This window comes from Microbispora cellulosiformans (genome assembly GCF_008728085.1).
Taxonomy (GTDB): Bacteria; Actinomycetota; Actinomycetes; order Streptosporangiales; family Streptosporangiaceae; genus Microbispora; species Microbispora amethystogenes.
In genome coordinates this window covers 38,632-52,415 of record NZ_VYTZ01000017.1, presented here as the reverse complement: position 1 = coordinate 52,415, position 13,784 = coordinate 38,632, and the positions used below count along the sequence as shown (strand labels likewise).

Here is a 13,784-nt window from a genome sequence, read left to right as displayed (position 1 = left end):
ACCTCGAAGGTCGCTACCCTACGGGGAGGCCGAGAATGTCGAGGAGTGTGCGATCGTGGGCGTTGCTGGTGCTTTTTTCCAGGCGTACGGCGAGCAACCCGCCGGAATCTGGCACGCGCCCGGCAGGGTGAACCTGATCGGCGAGCACACCGACTACAACGACGGCTTCGTGCTGCCGTTCGCGGTGCCGTGGGGCGTCACCGCGGCCGTGCGTCCCCGCGAGGACCTCACGGTGCGGATCGCCTCCCTCCAGATGCCCGGCGAGGAGCAGGCGCTGGACGACCTCGACCGGGCCGAGGGCTGGGTGCGTTACCCGGCCGGGGTGCTCCAGGTGATGCGCGGCGCCGGCCTGCCGGTCCGCGGTGCGGACATCATGATCGACGGCGACGTGCCCACGGGCGCCGGGCTGTCGTCCAGCGCCGCGCTGGAGGTGTCGGTCGGGCTCGCCCTGAGCGATCTGTACGGCCTTGGCCTGGAGCCGATGGAGCTGGCCAAACTGTGCCAGAAGGCCGAGAACGACTTCGTCGGCATGCCCTGCGGGATCATGGACCAGGCGGCCTCCGCGCTCGGCCGGGAAGGGCACGCGCTGTTCCTCGACTGCCGCTCGCTGGCCAACCGTGCCGTTCCGTTCGACCTGTCGGCGTACGGCCTGCAGATCCTCATCATCGACACCGGCGTCCACCACGAACTGGCCGACGGGCAGTACGCGAAACGGCGCCAGGACTGCGAGAACGCGGCCAAGCACCTCGGCGTCGCGTCGCTGCGGGACGTGACCGACCTCGCCGGGGCGCTGTCCCGGCTGAGCGGCGACGAACGGGCCCGCACCCAGCACGTCGTCACCGAGAACCACCGGGTGGAGGCCGTCATCGGGCTGCTGCGCGCGGGAGCCGTACAGGAGATCGGCGCGCTGCTGAACGCCTCGCACCTGTCGCTGCGGGACCAGTACCAGGTCTCCTGCCCGGAGCTGGACGTGGCGGTCGAGAGCGCGGTCCGGGGCGGCGCACGGGGGGCGCGGATGACCGGCGGCGGCTTCGGCGGCTCGGCCATCGCGCTCGTCGCCGACGACCGGGTGGACCGGGTACGCACGACGGTCGAACGCGCCTACGCCGAACGCGGCTGGGCCCCGCCCACGTTCCTGCCCGCCACCCCCGCCCCCGGCGCCCACCGCATCCACTGAAAACGCCGACCGCTCATTTGATCGAGGTCACGAGCGTCGCGGATCTCGGCGTCGGACAACAGCCCAAGATGCGCCGCCCAAACTTCCCTTGGTCGTCGCGCCAGCCGTGCCTGTTGAATTCGCCGCCCATGATGCGGAAGCGCTTGACGGACGCAGCGCCGTGACGTGTACTTACAGTGGTCGGTGACAAGAGGTCCAGGGGACTTCTTCCCGGGAGACCGGGATAGCCGGCCTCACTCATACGGTGCCCCAGGGAGTCAACATCGAAGCCAGATGGGGCTGAATTCGACTCTCGTACCATTTGCAGGGTCGGCCTTCCAAAATCCTCTGCACCGCCCATAGGCCGTAATCCGCCACCTGGATCCCCCATGAGCTTTGTGCGTCCCGGACGCAGAGCACCACCTCCCGGTCCACGGCCAACTCACGGCATACATCTGAAAGCGCTTCACGCGCATCCATGAGCCTCCGGTTGGTGGTGAGCGTGGCCACGATCACACAGAGGGTATCCCCCGGCGCGCTGACCAGCGGAAGCACGTCCCTGAAGTGTGAGTACCAAGCCAGCTTGTACAGCCAGTGCGGTCGCTCTCGAATCGCCGGATGCGCCCTCGTCTTGCAGAGAAACGTGACGTCGATTCGCGGTCTTTGGCGACCTATCAGATCAAACATCTCGTCACGGGTAGCATGCGAGTCATTCTTCGCATGAAGGCCTCTGGGCAGATTGACGCCGCGCCTCTCCAGATCGCACCGCAGACGCAGGCCATCCCACACCTCCCGGCCATGTTCCCCGCCGAACACGGCCGTCCCGAAGCCGAAGTAGAGACTTGCTCCAGGCCACCCGCTCATATCCATATTGCCGGTTTCGTCGGCATGCATATAGATTTCGCTAGCCTTTAGCTCGGCAAACAATGGAAATCTTTCCTACCATGTGGCCGGGACTTTGCTCTCGAATACCAGCCCGATGACCGGCCCTGCCGGCCTTCGCGTTGCCGCCGTGAGGGTCTTGGGGATCGCCTCTCCCACCGAAGCACGTGTCCGGCCGGTCGAGCCAGACGTCTTGTCGGTCGCGGCCGATAGGTTCGGGATGCCGCGCCGGTCTGACTACCGGCGCCACCTGACCTGAAGGGATCGTCATCATGGCGAAGATCATTTCCACGCTGTTCATCTCGGCCGACGGGGTGGCCGAGATCGACCCCGCTTGGCACTTCCCGTACTTCGACGAGAACATGGGCCGCGCCGTCGGCGAGGACTACGACACCGCCGACGTGCTGCTCATCGGGCGTGAGACCTATGACAGCTTCGCCGGCGCCTGGCCCGGTCGCGAGGCCGCGGGCGGGGAGGACGCGACGTTCGCCAAGCAGCTCGGGGACATGCGCAAGGTGGTCGTCTCGCGCCAGCCGCTGGAGTTCTCCTGGCGCAACTCCGAGCTGGTCAAGGGCGACCTCCTCGACGCCGCCGCCGCGCTCAAGGCCGACGCCGGCATCAGGGGCATCCTCATCCCCGGGTCGATCTCCGTCGTGCAGCAACTGCTCGCGGCCGGCCTGGTCGACGAGGTGCGCCTGCTGGTGCATCCGGTGGCGGCGCGTAAGGGCCGCAGGCTGTTCGACGACGGCGACGCGCCGTACCACCTGAAGGTGACGGCGACGGAGGCGTTTCCGACGGGCGTGATCCGCGTGATCTACTCGCCGACCGCGGCACCTGCCAAGGTCGGCTACGACGAGGTCAAGGACCAGGTGCCCGAAGGGAAGTAGCCGCCTTCACAAGGAGGAACGAAGGTCGTCTACCGGCGCCACTCAGCGGATCGTGTTGTCTGGCCGGTCGAGCCAGACATGTTGGCTTTCGGGGGTGACGGTCAGCCCGAACCGGGTCCGGTCAGGGCTGCCCCACTGGATCCACCTGAAGAAGACGTCCTCCAGCTCGTCCCAGAGACTTCGATCACCGTACTGCGTCACCTCCTCACCGGAGACGTGCGCCGCCGACTCGCCGGACCACAGGGTGAGCTCATATGGCTCGCCCTGCTCGGCGGTCGCCGAAACGCCGCCCGGCGCGGTTTCCCCGTACGTCCGGGAATCACCAGGGCACGACGCCCTCGTCGTCGAAGAAGCCGCCGCGCGGTCCGTCGTCCGGGAGGGTGGCGAGCCGGATCGCGATCGCGGCGCCCTGCTCGGGCGTCCGCGGCGCGTTGAAGCCGGTGAAGTCGGTCGCCACGTAACCCGGGCAGCAGGCGTTCACGATGACCTTCGTGTCGGCGAGCCGGCGGGCGTACTGGGTCGTGATGCCGTTGAGCATCGTCTTCGACGGCGCGTACGCGGCCAGGATCGGGCCGGTCTGCAGCGTCAGCGAGCCCATGGTGCTCGACATGTTGACGATGCGCGGCGCGTCCGCGCGGTGGAGCAGCGGGAGCATCGCGTTCGTCACCCGGACGACCCCGAACACGTTCGTGTCGAGGACGGTGCGGACGACGTCGAGGTCGAGCGTCGTCGGGTCCTGCGCGCCGCCGTCCATCCGGCCGGAGATGCCCGCGTTGTTGACGAGAACGTCGAGCCGTCCCGCCGTCCGCTCGATCGTCTCCGCCGCCGCGGCGACGCTCTCGTCGGAGGTTACGTCGAGTGCGACCCCGAACGCGTCGACTCCTGCGGCACACAGCCGCTCGACGGCCTCCTTGCGCCTGACGTCGTCGCGCGCCCCCACCGCCACCGTGAAGCCGATCGCCCCGAGACCCTGGGCGATGGCGAAGCCGATTCCCTTGTTCGCGCCGGTCACCAGCGCGGTCTTCCTGTCGTTCACCCGATCCATGCTCGCGAGCCCGCACGCGTGTCGTCCAACACCGTCTGAGTGGGCTGTGATACTCGGCAGGTATCAGCCGGTAGGCTCCGCCCGTGGAGGACCTCGAGACCCGCGAACTCCGGTACTTCGTCGCCGTCGCCCAGGAACTGCACTTCGGACGCGCCGCCGACCGGCTCGGGATCGCACAGCCGCCGCTCTCACGCGCGATCAGCCAGCTGGAGCGGCGGCTCGGCGTCCGGCTTCTCGATCGGAACCGTCGCGGAGTGGCGCTCACCGACGCCGGCCGGGTGCTGCTCCGCGAGGCCGGCACGGCCCTCGACGCGGTGGCGGCCGCCGCGCGCCGTACGCGGCGCGCCGGAGACCCGAAGCGGCCGCTGGTGCTCGCGTCGAAGGCCGGGGCATCCCATGAGCTGCTGCAACGGCTCCTCGACGCGTTCGCCAGAGAGCCCGGCGCGGCACCGGTCGAGGTCCTCCTGTGCGAGGTCGGCGAGCAGGCGGGCCTGCTCCGCGACGGACGCGCCGACGTGGCACTCGTGCACCGGCCGTACGACGACCTCGCCGGGTTCGACACCGAGGACCTCCACGTCGAGGGCCAGGTCGCGATCCTTCCCGCGGCGCATCCCCTCGCGTCCCGCGATCGGCTCACGCTGGCGGACGTACGCGACGTGCCGGACCTGCCGATCGCCCGATGGCCCCGGCTCGACGGCTCCTACCCGGACGGGCCCGGACCGGAGGTGCACACCCAGTCGCAACTCGCCCAGCTCGTGGCGCTCGGCAGAACGCTGCTCGTCATCCCGGCCTCCAGCCGGGCCTGGCAGTGGCCCGAACACGTCGCGGTGCCCGTCGTCGACGCGCCGGACGTCACCACGGTGATCGCATGGCCGCCGAACAGCCGCTCACCGGCGGTCGCGGCGCTCGTCCGCTGCGCGGCCAGGCTCCGCGACACCGCACTGGCTGGTCAGTCCGCCTGAGTCCGGCTCCGGGGCGTTCACGTGGTCTGCTCCGCTTCGCGGCGCACGTACGTCTCGATCCGATCGAGCGCCCCGGCCCAGACCTCCTGCACGAAGAAGTCCCGCATTTCCGGCGCCGGGAACCCGCTCTGCACCACAGTCAGGAGCGTTCCGCCGTCGTGCTCCTCGAACGTGACCTCGATCGTGGTCGTCATGGTCATGCCGTCCGGGCTGGTCCCGGTGGATTCGGTGACCAGGCGGTGCGGGCGGTCGATGACCAGGAAGGTCTGCGTCTCCCGGAACAGGGTGTCGTGATCCGGCCCCCACACCGCGGTCTGCCGGCCGCCGACGCGCAGGTCGACCTCGATCTCGACGATGCCGGGCTCCTCGTCGAGGATGCTGAACCAGATCTTCTGCTTCTCGGCGTCGGTGTAGGCGTCGAAGACCTCCGCCGGGCTCGCCGGGATCACGCGGGTAACGCGCAGCTGAGCGGTATCGATGTCGTGGGTCACTGCTCGGTCTCCTTGTTGAGGGTGAAGTAGGCGTCGAGGCCGTCGAGCCGGCGCTCCCAGAGCCGCTGGTAGAACCGGATCCAGGACATCGCGTCCTCCAGGCGTTCGGTTCCCAGGCGGCACTGCCGTGATCGCCCGACCTTCTCCGTGACGACCAGCCCGGCGTTCTCCAGGACGTGTACGTGCTTCTTCATGCCGGTGAGCGACATGCCGAACGGTTCGGCCAGCTCGCCGATCGAGGCGGGGCCCTGCCCGAGTCGTACGAGGATCTGCCGTCGTGTCGCGTCCGCGATGGCCGCGAACGTACGATCGAGGACCTCATGCTGAACCATGTGGTTCACATTACTTTACTGAACCACCTGGTGCAATGAGAGATTGCACTGCCAGGCACGGACCCATCATGACCACTCCCGCGCCCTCGACCGCGAACCCCGGCGCCTGACCACGTGCGCCACAGGGCGCCGGCCCGCCCGAGCGGGACGCCGTCCAGCTCCAGGTGGCGACTCATGTCGAGCTCCAAGCGGCCATACAGGTCAGCAACCGCTTGGACGGTGAGCCCGGATGATCAATTCTGCGGTTTCGCGTGCGACCTGTTGGCGTTCGGCGTCGGCAAGGGGTTGGGTGCCGTGCAGCGTACGCACTCGTCCCTCGGTGGCCACAAGGAGCACGAACTGGCGCGCTGCCAGGAGGGGGTCGGGGACCTCCAGCGTTCCGGCTCTGTCGGCCGCCGCCAGGTAGTTCGCGACCTCCTCGAGGATCGCGTCGGAACTCGTCTCTCGCCAGGATTGCTGGAGTTCGGGCTGGTGGGTGAGTTCGGCGACCGTGAGCCGATGTAGCGCCGCGACGGCGGGTGAGAGGACGACGCGCAGGAGGCGCTCGCCCACGGCTTGGAGGTCGGTTCGCGGGTCACCTGTATGGCCGATTGATTCTGCCGATCCGTCTGGCGTGGCGCTCGCCGCGGTCCGGGCCTCGCCGACGACAGCGAGGAAGAGCCGTTCCTTGTTGCCGAAGTGGCTGTAGACGGTCTGCTTGCCCACCCCGGCGCGGGCGGCGATCGCGTCCATGCTGACCCTGGCGTATCCCTCGGCAAGGAACAGCTCCAAAGCCGCCTGCACGATGGCCTTGCGCTTGGCAGGTGAACGGCGGCTCCCCGCTTCTCGCTCCATGACCGGAGCCTACCAGTTGCCTAGACGGAACCGTTCGGTCTAGATTGCCTGACGAACGAGACTAGACCGGCTAGTCTCATCTTGACTGAGGGTTCAGATGACCGACCAACCATGGATCTTCGCCGGACACAGCGACTTCATCGCAGGCCTGGCCGACTACGACACGAAGGCGCCGCTCACCGGCGCGCCCCCCGCCCAGGTCCCGCCGTCGGACCTGGGCTCCACGCACGGCCTGGGCGGAGGCCTGTTCGAGGTGATGGTGCCGCCCGTCGACCGCCTCCAGATGACCAAGACCGACATCGGCCTCCAGATCGAGTACCCGCCGCAACTCGACCGCCACTACGCCCTGGACCAGAACATCGCCGGCATCGGCGCCCTACTCCGGCTCGTGCGAGAGTCGAAGGGCCGGGTACAGCTGGCTCGCACGGTGGACGACCTGACCCGAGCCCGACACGATGGCGCCTTCGCCGCAGTGCTGCACCTCGCGGACGCCGATGCCATCGACACCGATCTGGAGACCCTCTGCCTCTTCCACGCCGCTGGCGTGCGCTCGCTGGCGATCACATGGAGCCGCCAGAACAGCTTCGGGTACGGCGTGCCGTACCACTCCCCAGGAACCCCGGACATCGGCCCCGGCCTGACCGAGGCCGGCACCCGACTCGTAAGCGCCTGCAACGACCTCGGCATCCTGGTCGACCTCGCCCACCTCAACACCGCCGGATTCTGGGACGTCGCGGCCTGCTCCCAGGCACCGCTCGTGGTCACCCACGGCGCCGCCCACACCCTGTCACCCACCAGCCGGGCACTCACCAACGACCAGATCACCGCGATCGCGGACAGCGGCGGCGTGATCGGCGTCAGCCTCGAAGGCGTCGTTCCCTCACCGGCCGGGATCGTCAGCGACGTGATGGACCAGATCCGCTACCTCATCGACCGGGCCGGGCCCGACCACGTGGCCCTGGGCTCTGACCTGTACCGCTCGCCCAACGCCGACTACCCCAGCGGGGCCATGCTCCTTCCCCGGCTGCTGGCAGCGCTGCACGACGCAGGATACGACGACGAGGTGATGACAGGCATCGCGCACGCGAACTGGCTGCGCGTGCTGCACGCCACCTGGTGACCCACCCCTCGAGTAACCGGTCTTGATGGCACCCGGCGCCGGCGAGCGCGGGCCCGCCGTTCGGCCTGCAAGCCCAGCGCTGTCAGCACCGAGGAACCGCTCGGAGATCGTCGCACCGGCCTGGGAAATCATCGCCTGGATGCAGATGCTCGCCTTCGATGAACCGGCCCGACGTCGTGAACCGGAACGGCTGCGGTCTCGCCTGTTCGCCGTCGCCGCCCGCCCGGTCCGCGGCGGACGGCGTCTCCGCCTACGCGTGGCCGCATCCTGGCCTTGGGCCGGCCCATTGGTACCCACCGGATGGGCGCGCAAGATCGAGGTTGGAGCGCCACATGGAAAAACCCCGGGCCGGTGGTCGTTGACCACCGGCCCGGGGTTGAGATGCTCCCGCGATAGGACTCGAACCTATAACCTGCCGGTTAACAGCCGGCTGCTCTGCCGATTGAGCTACACGGGATCGAAACTCTGCTCCGCTCGTTCCGGCCTTTCGGCTTTCCTTGCGGCGCGGAACTAGATTAGCGCACTCTGGGGGGTGCGTGTCACATCGAATACGTCCACGGCTCCCCCGCTCCTGATCGCCGTACGGCAAAGAGTGCGGGGCCGAAGCTCAAGCGGGCCGCAGGGGGTCACCGGGTCCACCGGAGCGGGGCCGGGAGCTCTGCTGTTGGATAGAGACAGGCCCTCGGGGTAGAGGGGCGTGGAACACGAGCGCGGAGGTGGAAGATGCGATACAAGGCGATGTTCGCCACCGGGCTGGCCGTCGGCTACGTCCTCGGCACGCGGGCCGGGCGCGAACGCTACGAGCAGATCAAGCGTTTCACGCAGCGGTTCGCGGACAGCCCTACGGTGCAGGAGGCGGCGGGACTGGTCGGCGCGCAGGCCTCGAAGGTCGCGGGCAAGGCCAAGGATCTGGCGGGTGACAAGGTGCCGTTCCTGAAGAGGACGGACACCTGGGAGTCCGACAGGACCGACAGGGTGGGCGCGGCCACCGGCTGGCCGGGGCCCGGCACCGACCAACTCCACTGAGGATTCCTCCGGGCGATCCCCAACCGGTCTCCGGGCCGTCGGCCCGGCGGTATCGGACGCGAGCGGCGGCCTCCCGGCACCTGCCGGGAGGCCGCCGCTTTCTCGTCCCGCGAAGGGCCGCAAACAAGGGCCCCGAAGAAGGACCTCAGACGCCGAGGCTGCGCCGCATCTCTTCGAGCGCCTGCTCGGCGTGGGCGCGCAGGCCCGGGTCCGTCGCGTCGAGCCCCGGGTCGAAGATGAACTCCCAGCGCGGGGTGTCGTAGCCGGGGACGCGGCGGGCGACCAGGCGCACTCCCCCGCGCCCGTCGATGGTCACGTGGCGGCTCGCGACGACCGTCGAGGTGACCCGCTCGCGGATCGCCTCCGGCAGCCGCCCGGGCTCGGGCAGGACGACCCGGTGGACGGCTCCGTCGGTCATCGTGACGGTCACGCCCTCCTCGTCCCACACGGCCTTGTCCATCAGGTGCCAGGGCAGGCGCGGCCCGCCGGGCAGGTGCAGCGCCCGGGTGGTGGCGACCACGTGCCCGCCCTCCGCCGTACGCGCGTGGCTGATCGGGCGCTCGCCGCCTTCGAGCGCGAGTCCCGTACGGACCTCACGGGGCAGGCGGGAGCCGAACAGGCGGGACAGGGAGGGCCTGGATGCAGTCAAGGGAACACCGCCAGCGGACGACGACCGGTATCACCCGCAGGCTATCCGGCGGCCCGACCCGTCCCGGTCGCAGGGCCGGGAGCAATCGATACAAGGGTCATGACGCGGACGAGCGCCCTCCCGCTGGGACCGGAGGGCGCTCGTCCGCGTGACGACGGCGTCAGTCGAGGTAGTCCTTGAGCATCTGCGCCCGGGTGGGGTGACGCAGCTTGGCCAGCGTCTTCGACTCGATCTGGCGGATGCGCTCACGGGTCACGCCGAACTCGCGGCCGACCTCCTCCAGCGTGCGGGGGTGGCCGTCGGCGAGGCCGAACCGGAGCTGGATGATCCGCTGCTCGCGCTCCGACAGCGTGGCCAGGATGTCGTCGAGCTGGTCCTGCAGCATGATGAAGGCGGCCGCCTCCATCGGCACCACGGCGTCGGCGTCCTCGATGAAGTCGCCGAGGTCGGAGTCCTCCTCGCCGATGGGCGCCTGGAGCGAGACCGGCTCCTGCGCGATGCGCTGGATCTCCACCACCCGGTCGATGGGCAGGTCCATCTCGGCGGCGATCTCCTCGGGGGCCGGCTCCCGGCCGAGGTCCTGGTGAAGCTGACGCTGCACGCGGACCAGTTTGTTGATCGTCTCCACCATGTGGACGGGAATGCGGATCGTTCTCGCCTGGTCCGCGATCGCCCGGGTGATCGCCTGGCGAATCCACCATGTCGCGTACGTGGAGAACTTGTAACCCTTCGTGTAATCGAATTTCTCCACGGCGCGGATCAATCCGAGATTGCCTTCCTGGATGAGATCCAGGAACAGCATTCCGCGGCCGACGTATCGCTTGGCGATCGAGACCACAAGCCTGAGGTTGGCCTCGATGAGCCGCTGCTTGGCGCGCACGCCCTCCCAGACGAGGTCTTCGAGCTCCGGCCGGGCGAACCTCGCGGCGAGGCTCTCGCAGAGCTTGTCCTCGGCGAACAGCCCGGCCTCGATGGCCTTCGCCAGTTCCACCTCCTCCTCGGCGGTGAGCAGGGGGACCCTGCCGATCTCCCGCAGGTAGATCCTGACCAGGTCACTCGTCGGAGCCCGTTTGCCGACGTCCTCCTCGTCCGGCTTGCTGGGCTCCTCGTCCCCTTGCGGTTCGAGGACCTCAACCCCGTTCTCGGCGAGCATCCGCACGACGCGCTCCAGCGCGTCGGCCGGCAACTCGGATCGGTCGAGCGCGGCGGCCACGTCGTCAACCGTGACGCTCCCGCGTTCCCTTCCCTTCGCGACGAGGTCCGCCACCTGATCTACCGATGGCGGCCTGCTTGGCAGCACCGATGCACCCACGCAACACAGTGTGCAGGAAAGGCGCCACTAAACGGCAGGCCTATTTTTGTCACCCAAGGTAAGGCCAAAGTCAATACCGAATCGAGATCAAAGTATATGTTTGGCGACTGTGCGGTCTGGAAAGGGAGACTTATTCAGGCCCCACTCGCGCGTTCCCGCAACACGCGTCGCTGCTGTTCCAGCGCCACCAGTTCGCCGAACAGCCGGTTGTACTCCTGCTGCTCGTCGACCGGGTTGAGCCGCTGCAACCGCGACTTCAGCCGTGCGACCGCCCGGCCGACCGCGGTCTCCTGGATCTTGGCCAGGACGGCCGCGCCGTACCGCTCCTCGACGCTCACATCCGCGCGCACGGCCTCGACCGCGAACCGCGTGACGAGCGACCTCAGGTCGACGCCGGGCACCGCGCCCGCGGCTCCGGGTTCCGTCTGCTCCAGCAGCCGGTCCACCCACTCGCGCCCGCCAGGGCCACCGGCGGCGGTCCCGCCGGCCGCGGCGACGACGCCGAACAACGCGACGTGCTCGGGCAGCGTGAACGTCTCGGGCCCCAGCGCGTCGAACTCGGGCCCGAGCAGGGCGGGCCGCTGCACGGCGAGCTTGAGCGCCTCGGCCTCCAGCCGTACGGCGGGGTCCGCCGGGTCGGGGCCCGCCGGGTCCGGTCTCGTGGCCGGTCCGCGGCCCGCCTGCTGCCCGGCCGCGACACGCCCGCCCGGGCCGCTCTGTCCGCCCTGGGCACGTCCCCCTGGGCCGCGCCCGCTCTCCTGCGCCCGGCCGGCCGTCTGCTGCACGCGCCGGATGACGAAGCCCTCGTCCATGAAGCCGAGCCAGCGGTCGAGGTCCACCGTGTACGCCTTGCGCAGCCCGGGGTCCTTGATGGAGGCCACGATGGGCGCGGCGGCGTCGAGCGCGGCCAGGCGGCCCTCGTTGGTGTCGAGGTCGTAGCGGGACAGGACGCTGCGCACCGCGAAGGCGAACAGCGGCTCACGGCCGGCGACAAGGTCGCGCACGGCGGCGTCACCGTGCTTGACCCGCAGGTCGCAGGGGTCGAGGCCGTCGGGCTGCACCGCGACGAAGGTCTGCGTGACGAACTTCTGCTCGTCCTGGAAGGCGCGCAGGGCGGCCTTCTGCCCGGCGGAGTCGCCGTCGAAGGTGAAGACGACCTCGCCGCGGAACTCGGCCTGGTCGAGCAGCAGGCGGCGCAGGACCTTGATGTGCTCCTCGCCGAAGGAGGTGCCGCAGGTGGCCACCGCGGTCGGCACGCCGGCCAGGTGGCAGGCCATGACGTCGGTGTACCCCTCCACGATCACGGCCTGGGACCGCCGCGCGATCTCCCGCTTGGCCAGGTCGACGCCGTACAGCACCGAGCTCTTGTGGTAGATCGGGCTCTCGGGGGTGTTCAGGTATTTGGGGCCGTCGTCGGAGTCGAGCAGCTTGCGCGCCCCGAAGCCGATGACGTCGCCGGTGATGTCGCGGATCGGCCAGACGAGGCGGCCGCGGAACCGGTCGACCGGCCCGCGCCTGCCCTCGCGGGCGAGCCCGCCCTTGATCAGCTCCTGGGACGTGAACCCGCGGCCCATCAGGTGCCGCGACAACGCCTCCCACTCGTTCGGCGCGTAGCCGACCCCGAAGTGCTCGGCGTCGGCCCGTTCGAAGCCGCGCTCGGACAGGAAGCGCCGCCCGGGGCCCGCCTCCGGGCCGGACAGCCGCTCGGCGTAGAACTCGGCGGCGGCGCGGTGCGCCTCGATCAGCCGCACCCGCTCGCCCTGCTCGCGGCCCGGCACGTAGCCGCCCTGCTCGTAGCGCAGCTGGATGCCGGCGCGCTGCGCGAGCCGCTCGACCGCCTCGGAGAACGTGAGATTGTCGATCTTGCGGATGAACGTGATGACGTCGCCGCCCTCGGCGCAGCCGAAGCAGTAGTAGTAGCCCCGGGCCGGGGTCACGTTGAAGGAGGGCGACTTCTCGTCGTGGAACGGGCACAGCCCCTTCAGGTTGCCCCCGCCCGCGTTGCGGAGCTGGATGTGCTCGCCGACGACGTCGGCGATCGGTGAGCGCTCCCGTACGAGCGCGATGTCATCGTCACTGATCCGCCCGCTTCGCCCTGCCACGCTGGCGAGTCTAGTGCCGCCCTCCGACAGGCCGGGTCGCCCCTCGTCCGGGCGTGCGGACATGTCACGACTTTCCGGAACCGGTCGTGATATCCGGCTTGGTCCGTTAGAAAGGAAAGGTTCGGTAACGTCGACCAGGTGGAGATCATGCGATCGGGGAGACTGGCCGCCCTCACCGGCACCGCGTTCCTCGCGGCGTCCTGCGGCGCGCCCGGGGGTGTCGCCGGGGTGAGCACGCTGCCGCCGGCGACGCCGCCGGTGAACGGGATCACGGCCGCGACCGCTCCCGCCGACCCCGGCCAGGCCGTCCCCCCGCCGGGCGACGAACCCGTGCGGATGCCGCCGCCGAAGGTGTCCCCCTACACCTACGCCTTCCCGGTCAAGGGATGCAAGGTGTCGTACTCCCGCAAGCTGCTCGTGCTCCCCAAGACCATCGTCTGGGCGGAGAAGGGGTGCGCGTTTGTCTCGCCGGTCGACGGGGTGATCGAGGCGGTCAACGTCAAGAACCAGTGGACCCCCTCGACCGACCGCGGCGCCGACCGGGAGGGCCGCTACGTCACCGTCAAGGGCGAGGACGGCGTGCTCTACCTCGGCGGCCACCTCGACTCGGTCGTGGAGGACCTCGCGCCGGGCGCCAAGGTCAAGGCCGGGCAGCTCCTCGGCCGGGTGGGCAACTCCGGCAACGCCCGCGACACCGCGAGCAACCTCTACTTCGCCATCTCCTGGCCGACCGCGCCGCAGAACTGGTGGATTCGCCGGGGCATCGTGCCGCCGTGGCCCTTCCTCGACGCCTGGGACGACGGCAACCGCACGGTCTCCCCGCGCAAGGCCATGCTGACGCTGCGCAAGAGGCTGGGCGCGACGCCGCCCTGCACCCAGCTGTGCGCCGCGAAGCAGCAGCAGTCCTCGCCGCCTCCGGAGGAGTCCCGGCCGCCCAAGAAGAAGGACAGCGACGAGGACACCCGGGTGGTCGTCCCCCTCTGAGC

At 69.5% G+C, this 13,784-nt stretch carries 15 protein-coding genes and 1 tRNA gene; 6 read left to right on the top strand and 10 right to left on the bottom strand.

Features of this window, described 5'->3' with window-relative positions; genetic code table 11:
- Positions 1 to 55: 55 nt before the first annotated feature.
- The gene (gene galK, locus F5972_RS32080) at positions 56 to 1,177 is read left to right on the top strand and encodes a galactokinase (protein WP_150939056.1); all 1,122 of its coding nucleotides are present in this window, start codon (positions 56 to 58) and stop codon (positions 1,175 to 1,177) included.
- 237 nt (positions 1,178 to 1,414) lie between these two features.
- Here galK and F5972_RS32075 read toward each other — a convergent pair whose 3' ends face one another.
- Positions 1,415 to 2,050, bottom strand: coding sequence for a DUF3800 domain-containing protein (locus F5972_RS32075; protein WP_150939054.1), 636 nt, complete (start codon positions 2,048 to 2,050; stop codon positions 1,415 to 1,417).
- Between the two features lie 260 nt (positions 2,051 to 2,310).
- Here F5972_RS32075 and F5972_RS32070 point away from each other — a divergent pair, with 260 nt between their 5' ends.
- Positions 2,311 to 2,925 (top strand): dihydrofolate reductase family protein, encoded by a 615-nt coding sequence (locus F5972_RS32070; protein WP_150939052.1) that lies wholly within the window; start codon positions 2,311 to 2,313, stop codon positions 2,923 to 2,925.
- Between the two features lie 42 nt (positions 2,926 to 2,967).
- On the opposite strand, the gene F5972_RS37600 is transcribed toward F5972_RS32070, so the two are convergent.
- The gene (locus tag F5972_RS37600; RefSeq protein ID WP_191910416.1) at positions 2,968 to 3,126 is read right to left on the bottom strand and encodes a hypothetical protein; all 159 of its coding nucleotides are present in this window, start codon (positions 3,124 to 3,126) and stop codon (positions 2,968 to 2,970) included.
- A 118-nt stretch (positions 3,127 to 3,244) separates the two neighbouring features.
- A complete protein-coding gene (locus tag F5972_RS32065) occupies positions 3,245 to 3,970 on the bottom strand; it encodes an SDR family oxidoreductase (RefSeq protein ID WP_150939050.1) in 726 nt (241 codons plus the stop codon).
- Between the two features lie 83 nt (positions 3,971 to 4,053).
- On the opposite strand from F5972_RS32065, the gene F5972_RS32060 reads away from it, so the two are divergent.
- On the top strand, positions 4,054 to 4,932 hold the full coding sequence (locus tag F5972_RS32060; RefSeq protein ID WP_150939048.1) for a LysR family transcriptional regulator: 879 nt from the start codon (positions 4,054 to 4,056) through the stop codon (positions 4,930 to 4,932).
- Positions 4,933 to 4,949: 17 nt separating this feature from the next.
- Here the strand turns inward: F5972_RS32060 and F5972_RS32055 are convergent, their stop codons facing one another.
- The 3 genes from F5972_RS32055 to F5972_RS32045 all read right to left on the bottom strand — a co-directional run bounded on the left by F5972_RS32055 (position 4,950) and on the right by F5972_RS32045 (position 6,589).
- The gene (locus tag F5972_RS32055) at positions 4,950 to 5,423 is read right to left on the bottom strand and encodes an SRPBCC family protein (protein ID WP_225312082.1); all 474 of its coding nucleotides are present in this window, start codon (positions 5,421 to 5,423) and stop codon (positions 4,950 to 4,952) included.
- Positions 5,420 to 5,755, bottom strand: coding sequence for an ArsR/SmtB family transcription factor (locus F5972_RS32050; protein ID WP_150939045.1), 336 nt, complete (start codon positions 5,753 to 5,755; stop codon positions 5,420 to 5,422). Before F5972_RS32050 ends, F5972_RS32055 begins: the two co-directional genes overlap by 4 nt.
- A gap of 201 nt (positions 5,756 to 5,956) precedes the next feature.
- Positions 5,957 to 6,589 carry a TetR/AcrR family transcriptional regulator gene (locus F5972_RS32045; RefSeq protein ID WP_150939043.1) on the bottom strand — a complete coding sequence of 211 codons (633 nt, stop codon included), beginning with the start codon at positions 6,587 to 6,589 and terminating at the stop codon, positions 5,957 to 5,959.
- A 97-nt stretch (positions 6,590 to 6,686) separates the two neighbouring features.
- Between F5972_RS32045 and F5972_RS32040 the strand changes: the two genes are divergently transcribed.
- Entirely contained in the window at positions 6,687 to 7,709 is a 1,023-nt protein-coding gene (locus F5972_RS32040) for a dipeptidase (protein WP_150939041.1), read from the top strand.
- A gap of 384 nt (positions 7,710 to 8,093) precedes the next feature.
- On the opposite strand, the gene F5972_RS32030 is transcribed toward F5972_RS32040, so the two are convergent.
- Positions 8,094 to 8,166: transfer RNA gene (locus F5972_RS32030), tRNA-Asn, on the bottom strand.
- A 266-nt stretch (positions 8,167 to 8,432) separates the two neighbouring features.
- On the opposite strand from F5972_RS32030, the gene F5972_RS32025 reads away from it, so the two are divergent.
- Complete coding sequence (locus F5972_RS32025) at positions 8,433 to 8,735, top strand: YtxH domain-containing protein (RefSeq protein WP_150939040.1); 303 nt, start codon at positions 8,433 to 8,435, stop codon at positions 8,733 to 8,735.
- Positions 8,736 to 8,880: 145 nt separating this feature from the next.
- On the opposite strand, the gene F5972_RS32020 is transcribed toward F5972_RS32025, so the two are convergent.
- From F5972_RS32020 to dnaG, 3 genes are all read right to left on the bottom strand, one after another.
- Positions 8,881 to 9,384: a hypothetical protein gene (locus F5972_RS32020; protein WP_225312081.1), complete on the bottom strand. Its 504-nt coding sequence runs from the start codon at positions 9,382 to 9,384 to the stop codon at positions 8,881 to 8,883.
- 160 nt (positions 9,385 to 9,544) lie between these two features.
- Positions 9,545 to 10,684 (bottom strand): RNA polymerase sigma factor RpoD, encoded by a 1,140-nt coding sequence (rpoD, locus tag F5972_RS32015; RefSeq protein ID WP_204283337.1) that lies wholly within the window; start codon positions 10,682 to 10,684, stop codon positions 9,545 to 9,547.
- 146 nt (positions 10,685 to 10,830) lie between these two features.
- Positions 10,831 to 12,798, bottom strand: a complete 1,968-nt coding sequence (dnaG, locus tag F5972_RS32010) for a DNA primase (protein WP_225312080.1) — start codon at positions 12,796 to 12,798, stop codon at positions 10,831 to 10,833.
- A gap of 147 nt (positions 12,799 to 12,945) precedes the next feature.
- Here dnaG and F5972_RS32005 point away from each other — a divergent pair, with 147 nt between their 5' ends.
- Positions 12,946 to 13,782, top strand: a complete 837-nt coding sequence (locus F5972_RS32005) for a M23 family metallopeptidase (protein ID WP_150939036.1) — start codon at positions 12,946 to 12,948, stop codon at positions 13,780 to 13,782.
- The last annotated feature ends 2 nt before the right edge of the window (positions 13,783 to 13,784 follow it).

Bases quoted from the DNA above. Each gene is read 5' to 3' on its own strand.
- F5972_RS32025 (WP_150939040.1), top strand. From the start codon at position 8,433: ATGCGATACAAGGCGATGTTCGCCACCGGGCTGGCCGTCGGCTACGTC.
- F5972_RS32075 (WP_150939054.1), bottom strand. From the start codon at position 2,050: ATGCATGCCGACGAAACCGGCAATATGGATATGAGCGGGTGGCCTGGA.
- F5972_RS32040 (WP_150939041.1), top strand. From the start codon at position 6,687: ATGACCGACCAACCATGGATCTTCGCCGGACACAGCGACTTCATCGCA.
- F5972_RS32045 (WP_150939043.1), bottom strand. From the start codon at position 6,589: ATGGAGCGAGAAGCGGGGAGCCGCCGTTCACCTGCCAAGCGCAAGGCC.
- F5972_RS32065 (WP_150939050.1), bottom strand. From the start codon at position 3,970: ATGGATCGGGTGAACGACAGGAAGACCGCGCTGGTGACCGGCGCGAAC.
- F5972_RS32005 (WP_150939036.1), top strand. From the start codon at position 12,946: ATGCGATCGGGGAGACTGGCCGCCCTCACCGGCACCGCGTTCCTCGCG.
- F5972_RS32070 (WP_150939052.1), top strand. From the start codon at position 2,311: ATGGCGAAGATCATTTCCACGCTGTTCATCTCGGCCGACGGGGTGGCC.
- F5972_RS32050 (WP_150939045.1), bottom strand. From the start codon at position 5,755: ATGGTTCAGCATGAGGTCCTCGATCGTACGTTCGCGGCCATCGCGGAC.